This window comes from Fictibacillus phosphorivorans, assembly GCF_001619875.1.
GTDB classification, from domain to species: domain Bacteria; phylum Bacillota; class Bacilli; order Bacillales; family Fictibacillaceae; genus Fictibacillus; species Fictibacillus phosphorivorans_B.
In genome coordinates this window covers 40,259-53,757 of the sequence record NZ_LRFC01000039.1, presented here as the reverse complement: position 1 = coordinate 53,757, position 13,499 = coordinate 40,259, and the positions used below count along the sequence as shown (strand labels likewise).

The 13,499-nt window shown below is 38.4% G+C and carries 13 protein-coding genes; 9 read left to right on the top strand and 4 right to left on the bottom strand.

Features of this window, described 5'->3' with window-relative positions; all coding sequences use genetic code 11:
* The first annotated feature begins 23 nt into the window (after positions 1 to 23).
* Both AWM68_RS20210 and AWM68_RS20205 read left to right on the top strand, forming a co-directional pair.
* Positions 24 to 269 carry a YkuS family protein gene (locus AWM68_RS20210; protein WP_066245884.1) on the top strand — a complete coding sequence of 82 codons (246 nt, stop codon included), beginning with the start codon at positions 24 to 26 and terminating at the stop codon, positions 267 to 269.
* A 113-nt stretch (positions 270 to 382) separates the two neighbouring features.
* Complete coding sequence (locus AWM68_RS20205; RefSeq protein ID WP_066245882.1) at positions 383 to 1,699, top strand: hemolysin family protein; 1,317 nt, start codon at positions 383 to 385, stop codon at positions 1,697 to 1,699.
* A gap of 1 nt (position 1,700) precedes the next feature.
* Here the strand turns inward: AWM68_RS20205 and AWM68_RS20200 are convergent, their stop codons facing one another.
* On the bottom strand, positions 1,701 to 1,904 hold the full coding sequence (locus tag AWM68_RS20200; protein WP_066245881.1) for a ChaB family protein: 204 nt from the start codon (positions 1,902 to 1,904) through the stop codon (positions 1,701 to 1,703).
* Positions 1,905 to 2,156: 252 nt separating this feature from the next.
* On the opposite strand from AWM68_RS20200, the gene AWM68_RS20195 reads away from it, so the two are divergent.
* Both AWM68_RS20195 and AWM68_RS20190 read left to right on the top strand, forming a co-directional pair.
* Positions 2,157 to 2,705 carry a peroxiredoxin gene (locus tag AWM68_RS20195; protein WP_066245880.1) on the top strand — a complete coding sequence of 183 codons (549 nt, stop codon included), beginning with the start codon at positions 2,157 to 2,159 and terminating at the stop codon, positions 2,703 to 2,705.
* A 184-nt stretch (positions 2,706 to 2,889) separates the two neighbouring features.
* Complete coding sequence (locus tag AWM68_RS20190; RefSeq protein WP_066245878.1) at positions 2,890 to 3,555, top strand: potassium channel family protein; 666 nt, start codon at positions 2,890 to 2,892, stop codon at positions 3,553 to 3,555.
* A 43-nt stretch (positions 3,556 to 3,598) separates the two neighbouring features.
* On the opposite strand, the gene rnjA is transcribed toward AWM68_RS20190, so the two are convergent.
* On the bottom strand, positions 3,599 to 5,269 hold the full coding sequence (gene rnjA / locus AWM68_RS20185; RefSeq protein ID WP_066245876.1) for a ribonuclease J1: 1,671 nt from the start codon (positions 5,267 to 5,269) through the stop codon (positions 3,599 to 3,601).
* 3 nt (positions 5,270 to 5,272) lie between these two features.
* On the bottom strand, positions 5,273 to 5,482 hold the full coding sequence (locus AWM68_RS20180) for a DNA-dependent RNA polymerase subunit epsilon (RefSeq protein WP_066245875.1): 210 nt from the start codon (positions 5,480 to 5,482) through the stop codon (positions 5,273 to 5,275).
* A gap of 383 nt (positions 5,483 to 5,865) precedes the next feature.
* Between AWM68_RS20180 and AWM68_RS20175 the strand changes: the two genes are divergently transcribed.
* Positions 5,866 to 6,774, top strand: coding sequence for a DMT family transporter (locus AWM68_RS20175; protein ID WP_066245873.1), 909 nt, complete (start codon positions 5,866 to 5,868; stop codon positions 6,772 to 6,774).
* A gap of 75 nt (positions 6,775 to 6,849) precedes the next feature.
* Positions 6,850 to 8,283, top strand: a complete 1,434-nt coding sequence (locus AWM68_RS20170) for a carbon starvation CstA family protein (RefSeq protein WP_066245870.1) — start codon at positions 6,850 to 6,852, stop codon at positions 8,281 to 8,283.
* Positions 8,284 to 8,797: 514 nt separating this feature from the next.
* Here the strand turns inward: AWM68_RS20170 and def are convergent.
* Positions 8,798 to 9,349, bottom strand: a complete 552-nt coding sequence (def, locus tag AWM68_RS20165; protein WP_066245868.1) for a peptide deformylase — start codon at positions 9,347 to 9,349, stop codon at positions 8,798 to 8,800.
* Positions 9,350 to 10,016: 667 nt separating this feature from the next.
* On the opposite strand from def, the gene pdhA reads away from it, so the two are divergent.
* The 3 genes from pdhA (at position 10,017) to AWM68_RS20150 (ending at position 13,498) form a co-directional block, all read left to right on the top strand.
* On the top strand, positions 10,017 to 11,099 hold the full coding sequence (gene pdhA / locus AWM68_RS20160; protein WP_066245866.1) for a pyruvate dehydrogenase (acetyl-transferring) E1 component subunit alpha: 1,083 nt from the start codon (positions 10,017 to 10,019) through the stop codon (positions 11,097 to 11,099).
* Position 11,100: 1 nt separating this feature from the next.
* Entirely contained in the window at positions 11,101 to 12,078 is a 978-nt protein-coding gene (locus AWM68_RS20155) for an alpha-ketoacid dehydrogenase subunit beta (protein ID WP_066245864.1), read from the top strand.
* 103 nt (positions 12,079 to 12,181) lie between these two features.
* Positions 12,182 to 13,498: a dihydrolipoamide acetyltransferase family protein gene (locus AWM68_RS20150; RefSeq protein WP_066245862.1), complete on the top strand. Its 1,317-nt coding sequence runs from the start codon at positions 12,182 to 12,184 to the stop codon at positions 13,496 to 13,498.
* Position 13,499: the final 1 nt, after the last annotated feature.

Sequence of the window (13,499 nt, the reverse complement as noted above, 5' to 3'; positions counted from 1 at the left end):
AACAAGGGTAAGGAGGTGGGAATATGGCTAGAATTGGTGTGGAACAATCATTAACAAACGTTTCTGAGGCGCTAAGAGCACAAGGTCATGAAGTAGTAGAACTTCGTCAAGAACAAGACGCGAACGGTTGTGATTGTTGTATAATTTCCGGTCAGGATCAGAACGTTATGGGCATTCAAAATGCAGTTACTCAAGGATCTGTATTGAACGCACATGGCATGTCAGCAGATGAGATTTGTCAGGCTGTTGAGAGCAGATTACAATCATAGCACTCCTGGGGACAGCCATGCTGCCCCTTATTTCTGTTTAATGTACGTTTTAACAGGGAATTAGTTGACCAATCATAAAAATATAATGTTAGCTGCAGATGGGGGAGATTTATATGCCGATCTTAAATGTCCTTATGATTATTTTATTAATTATATTAACCGCTTTTTTCGTGGTTACGGAATTTGCTATTGTAAAAGTGCGGAAAACAAGGATTGATCATTTAGCATCAGAAGGAAATAGTAAAGCCATCGCCGCTCAAAAAGTTATTGGTAATCTTGATGGGTATTTATCGGCTTGTCAGTTGGGGATTACGATTACAGCGCTTGGTCTCGGATGGCTTGGAGAACCAACAGTAGAAATCTTTTTAAGACCTCTTTTTGAGGATGCTGGGTTAAATGAAGGCCTTACACATACTCTTTCTTTTTCAATCGCTTTTTTCCTAATCACCTTTTTACATGTCGTATTAGGTGAATTAGCTCCGAAAACGGTTGCGATTCAAAAAGCAGAGATGATTTCTTTAGCAACAGCAAAACCAATAATCGGATTTTATAAAATTATGTATCCATTCATCTTTTTATTGAATGGATCAGCAAATATGTTAACTCGTATCTTTGGTATTAGTCCTGCAAGTGAACATGAAGTGGTACATACAGAAGAAGAACTGCGTCTAATCCTATCAGAAAGTCTGCAGGGTGGCGAGATCAATCAATCTGAGTACCGGTATGTAAACAGAATCTTTGAGTTTGATGATCGTATAGCAAAAGAAATAATGATACCTAGAACAGAGATGGTTTGCCTTTTCTTAGAAAACACATGTGAAGAGAATATGGCCATCATGCGTGAAGAGAAATTTACAAGGTATCCTGTAGGAAACGAGGATAAAGATCATATTGTTGGATTGGTAAATATTAAAGAATTATTTAATGAACATTTTAGCCGGGAAAATTTTGAACTTAAAGAGTATATCAGGCCCATCATAACAGTCCATGAAACCATTCCTATTCAAAAGCTCCTGGTCAAAATGCAAAAAGACCAAACCCATATGGCAGTTCTCGTAGATGAATATGGGGGAACGGCAGGAATTGTTACCGTTGAAGACATATTAGAAGAAATCGTCGGTGAAATCAGAGATGAGTTTGACATTGATGAAGAGCCAGAAATTCAGCAAATTAATAATGATCAAACCGTTGTATATGGAAAAGTGTTAATCTCACAAATAAATGAATTGTTTGCTCTTGATATCGACAACTCTGAAATTGATACGATCGGTGGCTGGGTTTTAACAAAGTCGATCGACCTGGAAACCAACCATTCATTTACTTATGAAAACTATCGATTCACCATTCTAGATTTGGATGGCAGGCAGATAAAAAAAATCGGCATTGAAAAGCTTTCTGAAAAAAATGAAGTAAAGACTCCTGAGCAATAAATCAGGAGTCTTTACTTTTCCACGAGCCATCTTCTGTTTTTTTATATTTGTGTTTCACGGCACTCCACGCTACTTTATGAGCTGTTTCTTCTTCTTTGTATTCTTTGATCGCAGAATTAAAAGCTTCTTTGTATATTTCTTGGCCGTGATGGGGGAGATGATCTTTTACCCCGTCAGGGAGTTCTTTTATTGAATCATAAGGCACCTGTATCCCTCCTTTTACTTTATGATTTCCCGAGCAATCCTCAATTCAAACTCCTTGATTGAGAATGAAATCTATATAAGTGAGCGGGAAATTTCACTTTTTCAGTTTAACTTGCTATCATTAAGGAGAAATTAAAAAGTGGGAAGAGAGATCCTTATTTAAATTAATTATTATTTAATATTGACTAAAAATAAGGGTTGTACTATAATTACCCATGTAAATAAAACAGATTTTTTGGAGGGATTTTCACCTATGGCAGAACGTATGGTAGCAAAACAAGCACCTCGATTTGAAATGGACGCAGTATTACCAAATAAAGAATTTGGAAAAGTAAGCCTTGAAGAAAACATGAAGAACGATAAATGGACAGTTCTTTATTTCTACCCAATGGACTTCACTTTCGTATGTCCAACAGAGATTACTTCTCTTAGCGACCGTTTCGATGAGTTTGAAGACCTAGATGCTGAAGTTATCGGTGTTTCTACAGATACTATTCACACTCATAAAGCATGGATCAACACGCCACGTGACATGAACGGACTTGGAGAGTTAAATTACGCACTAGCTGCTGATACTAACCACTCTGTAGCACGTGATTATGGTGTTTTAATTGAAGAAGAAGGTATTGCACTTCGTGGTCTATTCATTATCTCTCCTGAAGGGGAATTAATGTACTCTGTTGTAAACCACAACAACATCGGCCGTGACGTTGAGGAAACGTTACGTGTTCTTCAAGCGCTTCAAACTGGCGGACTTTGCCCAGCTAACTGGAAGCCTGGCCAAAAAACGCTCGAGGTTTAATAACGAATATTGATTTGAAGTAACCCAAGACAACGCTCTTGGGTTATTTTTGAATATATAAAAGAAGATGAGTAAATAACGTGTTTTTTTCGATTTTATACATATGATGCAATAAGATAAGATAAAGAATCATTAAAATGTGGTAAAATAAGGCTATGATATAGGGGATTGGAGTGAATATGTTTTGAAGAAGCAGTTTGCTGTTATCGGTCTAGGGCGTTTTGGAGGCAGTATGTGTAAAGCTTTATCTAATCAGGGTATGGAAGTATTAGCTATTGATATTGATGAAGATCGAGTCAATGAGTTTTCAAATATTGTGACACATGCTGTAATTGCTGACTCAACTGATGAAGGTGTGTTAAAAAGTTTAGGAATCCGCAACTTTCAGCACGTTGTTGTGGCTATAGGAGATAATCTCCAATCCAGTATACTCACTACGCTTATTTTAAAAGAAATAGGTGTTGGGAAAATTACAGTGAAAGCACAGAATGATTATCATGAAAAAGTGTTAAGAAAAATTGGTGCAGATAAGATTATTCATCCTGAACGCGACATGGGTGTTCGAATTGCACATCAAATTGTATCTAATAATGTTCTGGACTACCTAGAGTTATCAGATGACCACAGTATTGTAGAACTTGTTGCAACAGAAAAGCTGGATGGGAAAACTTTAATCGAATTGGACGTTCGTGCACGATTTGGATGTAACGTTGTAGCTGTTAAAAGAGGTAAAGAAATTTTTGTTTCACCTCAAGCTGATCAGTCAATCCGGCTAGGAGATGTACTCATAGTAATTGGCAAGGACAAAGATATTAATCGTTTAGAGAAACAAATGGCAAACGAAGAATAAAAAAACCGTTACCCTCTAAAGGGGAACGGTTTTTGTATGTTGATTAAATTTCCATAATAATTGGAAGAATCATCGGACGCCTTTTTGTCTTTTCATATAGAAACGGTGCCAAAGTGTCTGTGATTTCATTTTTAATTTCCGACCATTGAGTTGTTCGTTTTTCATTCATGATCGTTTCAAGGTGCTTACTTAGCAAACTTTGTGCGTCATGAATAAGATCGCCTGATTCTCTCATATATACAAATCCTCGAGAAATAATATCAGGACCTGCCTCAATTTTAAATTCTCTCATGTCCATACTGACCACGACAACAACAAGCCCCTCCTCCGAGAGGATTTTACGGTCTCTAAGAACAATGTTTCCAATATCCCCAATTCCGCTGCCATCAACATAAACTGATCCAGAAGGGATTTTGCCTGCAACCATCGCTTCATTTTGGGATAATGCAAGTACTTCACCATTATCCATAACAAATGAATTTTGGATAGGGACATCACAATCAGATGCAAGTTTTGTGTGCATCTTAAGCATTCGATACTCACCGTGGATCGGCATGAAGAACTTTGGCTTCATGAGACGAAGCATAAGCTTTTGTTCCTGCTGACCACCATGTCCTGAAGTATGAATGTCGTTTAATGAACCATGAATAACTTCAGCTCCCGCACGATATAACTGGTTAATCGTTTTACTGACACTTAGAGCGTTTCCTGGGATTGGTGAAGATGAAAAGACAACCGTATCACCAGGAATAATTTGAATTTGACGGTGTGTGCCATTAGCAATTCTAGATAGAGCTGCCATAGGCTCACCTTGGCTTCCTGTACATAAAATCGTAACTTGATTATCAGGAATACGGTTAATTTGATTTGCATCTACAAACGTATTCTTAGGTGCCTTAATAAATCCAAGTTCTTGACCTACTGTGATAGCAGAGTCCATGCTACGGCCAAAAACTGCTATTTTACGGTTGTTAGCAACTGACGCTTCAACAACTTGCTGCAATCTATGGATGTTTGATGCGAAAGTAGCAAAGATCACTCTGCCTTCCATCTTTCTAAAGATATCTTGGATACTTTCTCCAACACGTCTTTCTGATAGAGTGAATCCGGGAACTTCACTGTTTGTTGAGTCAGAAAGCAAACAAAGCACGCCTTCTTTTCCGATCTCAGCCATTTTGGTTAAGTTTGCTGGTTCACCAACAGGTGTGAAATCAAACTTAAAGTCACCTGTATGTACAATGTTGCCAGGAGGTGTTTTCACAACAAGACCATATGAGTCTGGAATGCTGTGAGTGGTTCTGAAAAAGCTTACTGAAGTTTTTCTAAACTTGATCACATCATCTTCTGTGATTTCATGTAATTGCGCACGACGCAGCAAACCGTGTTCTTCAAGTTTATTCTTGATTAACGCTAGTGCAAGTTTACCGCCATAAATCGGAATGTTTACTTGTCTTAACAGATAAGGAATACCACCAATATGATCTTCATGACCATGTGTGATGAATAAACCTTTTATTTTTTCTTCGTTTTTTACAAGATACGTATAGTCTGGTATGACGTAATCGATCCCCAAAAGTTCATCTTCTGGAAATTTGATACCTGCATCGATTAAAATAATCTCATCTTGAAATTGAACGGCATACGTATTTTTACCGATTTCTCCTAAACCGCCAAGAGCAAAAACTGCGGCTTGATGATTTTTTACAAATTTCATAAATTACACATTCTCCAATTCCAATGATTTCGTTTCTTTTTCATACTCTAGAAATTTACCGTTAATTTCTTGTATGAACTCAATGTTGTATTTGCGGTCCGCTAGTTTTTTACGTACATCATTAATCGTTTCAGCTTCTACATAAACTGTTTGTGTATGTTCACGCACTGGAACCTCTGTTAAGCTAGTTTGAAAAAATACTTTATAAATCATCTTTCATGTCTCCTTACCGGTCTGTAGTTTTTGAGTTTCTTTGTCCTATTATAAAGGAAAGTGACATGTATTTCATGTTTTTTCATAAAGCTTCATATTAAAACACGTAATAATTAAAAAATAATTACTATTACCTGTGCATGGTTATCCATTATAATGACTGTAGCCTTAAAAAATTTAACTTAGTTAATTATCAACTTTCCATTATTGTTTTGCTGTTTGACCCATTTTCTTAATTTCTTTAAAAAACGCATTCTCATTTTCATTTATTACCCTCCGTTCATTTTTTTATTACATAGTATGCGTAATTGAAACAAGATTTTGAGAGGGAAATTGTTACAGTTAAGTAATGGTTACTATATAAAAGGGGGAAGTGTCGAAGGATGAAACTTTATTCAGCACTTTTTGTTTTGAGCTTGATCTGGGGAATGTCTTTTTTGTTCATTAAAGTATTACTTAGTGTGTTTGACCCATGGCAAATTGTTTTTATTCGGTGTTTGCTAGGCATTCTAACGATTGTTCCTTTGTTTCTTTTAAGTAAACAAACCGTAAACTGGAGAACGATGCCTATAAAAAAACTTGCCTTAGTTGGCGTATTAAATGCAGGGCTTCCTTGGGGTTTAATTGCTTGGAGTGAAACATTTCTGGATAGTGGATACACAGCTATCTTGAATGCCACAACTCCAATTTGGACAACTATGATGGGAGTGTTTTTCTTTTCAGTAAGAATGCAATGGAGACAGTGGATAGGGGTTATGATTGGTTTCGTGGGAATCATATTGTTAATGGATATTGATGCACCAGGATTAGCGAAGAACCAGCTCATACTAGGGATCGTTTTAATGTTAATAGCTACAAGCTGTTATGGATACAGCTCACAATATGCTAAGAAGCACTTGCAAGATACGACAGTTTGGATAACAGCTTCCACAACTCTTCTTGCTGGTTTCTTATTAAGCGCAATTATGATGGGATTTACTGGCGGGTGGCATATGCCTGATCATGCGTTCGATCAAAAGGTTGTACTCTCTATTATTGGTCTAGGAGTATTTGGATTTGGGCTAGCTTATCTTTTGTATTATTACATGATATCTGCCGGTTCAGCTGAGTTTGCCACTCTTGTAACATATCTTGTGCCTGTATCTGCCGTAATTTGGGGAAGTGTGTTATTGAGTGAGAAGATACATCCTATTGCTTTTTTAGGATTGATATTGATTTTTGCAGGAGTTTATTTAACCGGAAAGAAAAAACGAATTAATGATACTCTAATCAAACAAGATCAATCCGCATAAAACACTCAGTTTAAAATTGAGTGTTTTTTCTTTTTGGTGTAGAATGTAAGCGTATACAACAAGGGAGGGATCAGCATGATTACATTTTTAGTATCCATCGTCTTATTGATTGTTGGTTATTTTACGTATGGAAAGTATGTTGAGAAAGTATTTGGGATTAAACAAAACAGGAAAACCCCAGCATATGCACAAGAAGATGGTATTGATTATGTTCCAATGGGGACTAAAACCAATTCTCTCGTGCAGCTCTTGAATATTGCAGGGGTAGGCCCAATTTTTGGCCCGATCATGGGAGCGCTATATGGCCCTGTTGCTTTTCTATGGATTGTGCTAGGTGCCATATTTGCAGGTGCAGTACACGATTACCTAACGGGAATGATATCGATTCGTAATCGAGGAGCACATTTGCCTCAGCTTGCTGGTAAGTTCTTAGGAAAGGCGATGAAGCACGTAGTAAACGGGTTTACGCTTTTACTTCTGCTATTAGTAGGTACTGTTTTCGTAACTGCTCCGGCTGCCCTTATTCATGATTTAACAGGTAACTGGATGAGTTTAAGTGTGATCATTGGTCTAATTTTTGTTTATTATATTTTAGCTACACTACTGCCTGTAGATAAGATCATCGGCCGTGTATATCCCATATTTGGAGCATTGCTTGTTATCAGTGCGATCGGCATAGGTGGAGGACTAGTGTTGACGGGCGCACCTGTCCCAGAAATCTCATTAGAAAACATGCATCCAGATAATGTGCCGATTTTCCCACTATTGTTCTTAACTATTTCATGTGGTGCACTTTCTGGGTTTCATGCAACACAATCACCGATAATCTCGCGCACTACCAAAAATGAAAAAGAAGGCAGAAAAATCTTTTACGGCATGATGATTGCAGAAGCTGTAATCGCTATGATCTGGGCGACTGCCGCTATGAGCCTTTTCGATGGGAAATCACTTGCTGCAATCATTGCACAAGGGGGACCTGCAGCTGTTGTAAGTGAAGTGTCCGTTACAATGCTAGGAGCAGTCGGTGGAACACTTGCTGTGATTGGGGTTATCATTTTACCCATCACTTCTGGTGATACTTCATTTAGAAGCGCAAGAATGATCTTAGCTGATTATTTTAACATTAGCCAAAAGAAATTAGCTCCAAGACTTTGGATTGCGATACCTTTGTTTATCATCTCTTTCTTGCTAACTAAAATTGACTTTACACTTTTATGGCGTTATTTTTCGTGGGCAAATCAGTCCACGGCGATGCTTGCATTATGGGTAGGGGCAATGTATTTAAAAAGATCGAATAAAAACCATTGGATTGCCACATTGCCAGCTATCTTTATGACAATGGTTACGGTAACTTATATTTGTAATGCGCCTATCGGTTTAGGATTATCTGAAATGATTTCCTATACCATCGCAGGAGTTACGACCGTTTTAGTAACAATGCTGTTTATCCGAAGTAAAACAAATGAACAAGACGCATTGCTCGTTGATGATGACCGTGATGTAGCTTAAATTATAAAAGCTGTTTGCGCAAACTTTGTTGCTTTTGTAAGTGGATGATTTCCATTCCAGTTGCTCGCTTTGGGCAGGCGGTGAGCCACTCCCACTTTTCGGACTGCCCGCCTGTCTTAGCCGAGAGTCTCACACCTTGCACGCCAGTCATTAATCATAGAAGATTATATTGGAAAGCTACAATTCTTATAGAAAAATGCGTTTATAAAAGAGGGATGACTCAAATTGGAGTCATTCCTCTCTATTTTTTGACTGTCTTCTAAATGGGTGGAGGGTATTGACATCTTTATTTTTGTCAAGTTATGTGGACTCGCGGATAAACAGGCAAAACTTTTGGATATAACACTTGAACTTCTGGAATTAATGCGGGGAGTTTCTCAAATCAGTGATTTTATATCCCAATGAGTATATATGCAGACCCGATTGTGAACGTAAAAATAACCCACAAAGGCCTTTAAAGCCCTTGTGAGTCATATTCTTGTTCATTTCATTCTTCAATTAGATAATCATTCAGCTATCTGAACACTACTGAGTTTGCTGGTGGTTCGAATGGCTGTTTTTCATTTATGCGATCGTAGAACATGATGCCATCTAAATGATCAAGTTCATGCTGAAAACAAATTCCTGGCAAACCTTTTAGCTTGAGTTCTACTTCCGAACCATCTGGGGTATACCCTTTTACGGTAAGTTTTGCATAGCGAGGAACGAATCCAGGAACTTCTCTATCAACAGATAGGCAACCTTCACCACCGTCTAAATAAGTCATTTGTACGGAGTGACTGATAATTTTAGGGTTTAGTAATGCATAGCTATATAATTTCCCACTTTCATCTGTTACATGGAAAGCAAAAATACGTTTAGATATGCCGATTTGAGGGGCTGCTAATCCAATCCCTGGCCGTAGATTGTATTTGTTTGCAATCTCAGGGTCCTGACTGTTTTTTACAAACTCAAGCAGTTCCTTAGCCGTTTTTTTATCTTCTTCAGAAAAAGGTACAGATACCTCAACTGATTTTTGTCTTAGAGCAGGATGACCTTCTCTAACGATATCCTTCATGGTTAACACAAGCATAACCTCCGTGCCTTTGAACTTTAAACTATTTTAATTTTCTCTTATCATATCATAGAGCATTTTTAATAAAAAAGAACGTTAATCCTCAATTTGAAAAATCTTTTCATCCTAGTCAGTTGTTTTTGGTTTATTTGTATAAGTCTCAATCATACGTTCAACCATCTGATATTCAATATATATTCCCTAACAAAGGTTACGGATGCAGTATTTTTTGGTATATTCACTCTGACTTGAAGAACGTCATCAGGAGACTTAGTAAACGGCTGTTTTTGTCACTGATACAGAAAGATTTTTGATATGAAACAGTTTTATGTTTTACAGTTAACACCTTAATTGCAAGAAATCGCTTTATGTAGTTTAAACTATATATAACCTATAGATTGACTGTGTTTAAACGGTGGTGTAAACTAATTTACGTGAAAAGGATTGTTGTGTTACTCTAGTTACATAAAATAGTAATACAGTTAGGGTGCCGCAAGATGGTTTAGCTCTTGTATTCAAGGGAAAACTTCAGGTGGGTACACAAAGGCATACCTAAAAGCCTTTTATAAATATAAACCTGTCTTAAAAATGTTTCACTTTGGGCAACCTGTTAAATATGTGCATGTTTTTAAGATAAGGGAAAATTGACAGGGTAAAAGAAAGGAAGAGGTGATTTTTCATGACGAAAACAATTGATGCTGTTCAAGATCAATTTGAAACGTTTCAGATTCTTTCCGAAGACGGAGAAGTAGTAAACGAGTCAGCAATGCCTAAATTGTCTGATGAGCAACTACAAGAATTAATGCGCCGCATGGTTTATACGCGCATCTGGGATCAACGTGCTATCTCATTAAACAGACAAGGACGTCTTGGATTTTACGCGCCAGTTGCAGGACAAGAGGCTTCTATGCTAGGAAGTCAGTTTGCATTAGATAAAGAAGATTGGATCTTACCAGGATACCGTGATATTCCTCAAATGGTTTTCCACGGTTTCCCGCTTTACCAAGCATTCTTATGGTCTCGTGGACACTTCCAAGGTGGACAAATTCCAGAAGGTGTAAACGTATTAATGCCGCAAATCATCATTGGTGCTCAAATTATTCAAGCTGCCGGTGTTGGATTCGGTCTTAAGAAACAAGGCAAGAAAAACGTTTGTATCACTTACACTGGTGATGGCGGAGCATCTCAAGGTGATTTCTATGAAGGTTTGAACTTTGCTGGTGCATATGCAGCTAACGCAATCTTTGTAGTTCAAAACAACCGCTTTGCTATTTCAGTTCCAGTAGAAAAGCAATCCGCAGCTAAAACAATTGCTCAAAAAGCAGTAGCGGCTGGTATTGAAGGTATCCAAGTAGATGGTATGGATGTTCTTGCTGTTTACGCTGCTACACAACAAGCTCGTGAACGTGCGATTTCTGGTGAAGGACCTACTTTGATCGAGACTCTTACTTATCGTTATGGACCTCATACAATGGCAGGAGACGATCCTACACGCTACCGTACAAAAGATCTTGATAGCGAGTGGGAAAAGAAAGATCCATTAGTTCGTTTCAGAAAGTTCTTAGAAAAGAAAAATCTTTGGTCTGAAGAGCAAGAAAATAAAGTAGTAGAAGAAGCGAAGGAAGATATTAAAGCTTCTATTAAAAAAGCTGATGGTGCGCCTAGACAAAAGGTTACTGACCTAATCAACTTTATGTTCGAAGAGCTTCCGTTTAACCTTCGCGAGCAATTAGAACAATATACAGCAAAGGAGTCGAAATAATATGGCTCAAATGACTATGATTCAAGCAATTACAGACGCAATGCGCAATGAATTGAAAAACAACGAAAACGTACTTGTTTTTGGTGAAGACGTTGGTCAAAACGGCGGTGTATTCCGTGCAACTGAAGGACTTCAAAAAGAGTTTGGAGAAGATCGAGTTTTTGATACACCACTTGCCGAGTCTGGAATTGGGGGACTTGCGATAGGTCTTGGGCTTACAGGTTTCCGTCCAGTAATGGAGATTCAATTCTTTGGCTTCGTATTTGAAGTATTTGACTCAATAGCAGCTCAAATGGCTCGTATGCGCTATCGTTCAGGAGGAGTATACAGTTCTCCCGTAACAATCCGTTCACCATTCGGTGGTGGGGTTAAAACACCAGAACTACATGCGGACAGCCTAGAAGGATTAATGTATCAAACACCAGGGATTAAAGTTGTTATTCCATCAACTCCTTATGATGCAAAAGGGCTTTTAATTTCTGCAATTCGAGACAACGATCCTGTTGTTTATTTAGAGCACATGAAATTATACCGTTCTTTCCGTGGCGAAGTACCTGAAGAAGAATACACGATTGAATTAGGAAAAGCTGATGTGAAGCGTGAAGGTAAGGATGTTTCTATCATTACTTACGGTGCAATGGTTCATGCTTCATTAAAAGCTGCTGAAGAGCTTGAGAAAGATGGCATTTCTGCAGAGGTAATCGACCTTCGTACGATCAGCCCGCTTGATATTGACACAATTATTGCTTCTGTTGAAAAAACAGGACGAGCTATCGTTGTACAAGAAGCTCAAAAACAAGCAGGTATCGGTGCGTTTGTTGTAGCTGAAATTAACGATCGTGCTATTTTAAATCTGGAAGCTCCTGTTCTGCGTGTAACAGCACCAGATACTGTATTCCCTTATGCATCTGCAGAAGATGTTTGGATTCCAGATCATCGTGATATTGTAGATAAAGCAAAGAAAGTCTACAATTTCTAAAAAACAAAACTGCAAGCTGAAAGGATCGTCACCGTTGACGGTTCCTTTCAGCTCTTTCACATCGTTAGATAAAAAGATTGAAACAAAATAGGAGGCGTTAGTTGTGGCATATGAATTTAAGCTTCCCGATATTGGTGAAGGAATTCACGAAGGTGAAATCGTAAAGTGGTTTGTAAAAGCAGGTGATACTGTTAAAGAAGACGACATTCTGCTTGAAGTCCAAAACGATAAAGCTGTAGTAGAAATTCCATCTCCTGTAGACGGTAAAATTCTTGAAGTAAAAGTAGATGAAGGAACAGTTTCTGTTGTTGGTGATGTTCTAGTAACGATTGAGGCAGAAGGTGAAATCCCTGCTGACGCTCATGGTGGAGGCGAAGAAGCTCCTGAACAGCCAAAAGCGGAAGAAGAGAAAAATGTTGCTGCTGATCAAGCTAAAGAAGAAGCAAAAACAGATAAGAGTGAAGACACAGCTAAAGAAGAGCCTGCTGATGAATCACAGCGTGTTATCGCAATGCCTTCTGTTCGTAAATATGCTCGTGAAAAAGAAGTTGATATCCGTAAAGTACAAGGTTCTGGTGACAACGGACGTGTATTAAAAGAAGATATCGACAAATTTGTAAGCGGCGGTGGGGAAGCGGCAGCTGAAGCAACTAAAGCTGGCGAAGAAGCACCAAAAGCTGAAGCGAAGAAAGAAGCACCAAAAGCGATCCCGGCTGGAGAGATGGAAACTCGCGAAAAGATCAAAGGAATTAGAAAAGCGATCTCAAAAGCGATGGTTAACTCCAAACATACAGCTCCACATGTTACACTAATGGATGAAGTGGACGTTACTGATCTTGTTGCACACCGCAAGAAGTTTAAGCAAGTTGCTGCAGATAAAGGCATCAAGCTTACTTATCTTCCGTACGTGGTAAAAGCATTAACTTCTGCACTACGTGAATACCCTGTGCTTAATGCATCAATTGACGATGCAAACGAAGAAATCGTGTACAAGCACTACTATAATATCGGTATTGCGGCAGATACAGATAACGGCCTAATGGTACCAGTTGTTAAAGAAGCTGATCGTAAATCCATCTTCAAAATCTCTTCTGAAATCAATGAGCTAGCTACTAAAGCACGTGATGGCAAGCTTTCTGGTGAAGAGATGAAGGGAGGATCTTGTACGATTACGAATATTGGTTCTGCAGGCGGTCAATGGTTCACACCAGTAATCAACCACCCAGAAGTAGCGATCTTAGGTATCGGCCGTATTGCTGAAAAAGCAGTTGTTAAAGATGGAGAAGTAATAGTAGCTCCTGTTTTAGCTCTATCTCTTAGCTTTGACCACCGTCTGATCGATGGTGCAACAGCTCAAAATGCATTGAATCACATTAAGCGTTTATTGAACGATCCACAACTATTAGTAATGGAGGCGTAAT

Excerpts from the sequence above, each read along its gene's own strand:
- AWM68_RS20210 (WP_066245884.1), top strand. The coding sequence starts at position 24 with ATGGCTAGAATTGGTGTGGAACAATCATTAACAAACGTTTCTGAGGCG.
- AWM68_RS20205 (WP_066245882.1), top strand. The coding sequence starts at position 383 with ATGCCGATCTTAAATGTCCTTATGATTATTTTATTAATTATATTAACC.
- AWM68_RS20195 (WP_066245880.1), top strand. The coding sequence starts at position 2,157 with ATGGCAGAACGTATGGTAGCAAAACAAGCACCTCGATTTGAAATGGAC.
- rnjA (WP_066245876.1), bottom strand. The coding sequence starts at position 5,269 with ATGAAATTTGTAAAAAATCATCAAGCCGCAGTTTTTGCTCTTGGCGGT.
- AWM68_RS20180 (WP_066245875.1), bottom strand. The coding sequence starts at position 5,482 with ATGATTTATAAAGTATTTTTTCAAACTAGCTTAACAGAGGTTCCAGTG.
- AWM68_RS20175 (WP_066245873.1), top strand. The coding sequence starts at position 5,866 with ATGAAACTTTATTCAGCACTTTTTGTTTTGAGCTTGATCTGGGGAATG.
- AWM68_RS20170 (WP_066245870.1), top strand. The coding sequence starts at position 6,850 with ATGATTACATTTTTAGTATCCATCGTCTTATTGATTGTTGGTTATTTT.
- pdhA (WP_066245866.1), top strand. The coding sequence starts at position 10,017 with ATGACGAAAACAATTGATGCTGTTCAAGATCAATTTGAAACGTTTCAG.
- AWM68_RS20155 (WP_066245864.1), top strand. The coding sequence starts at position 11,101 with ATGGCTCAAATGACTATGATTCAAGCAATTACAGACGCAATGCGCAAT.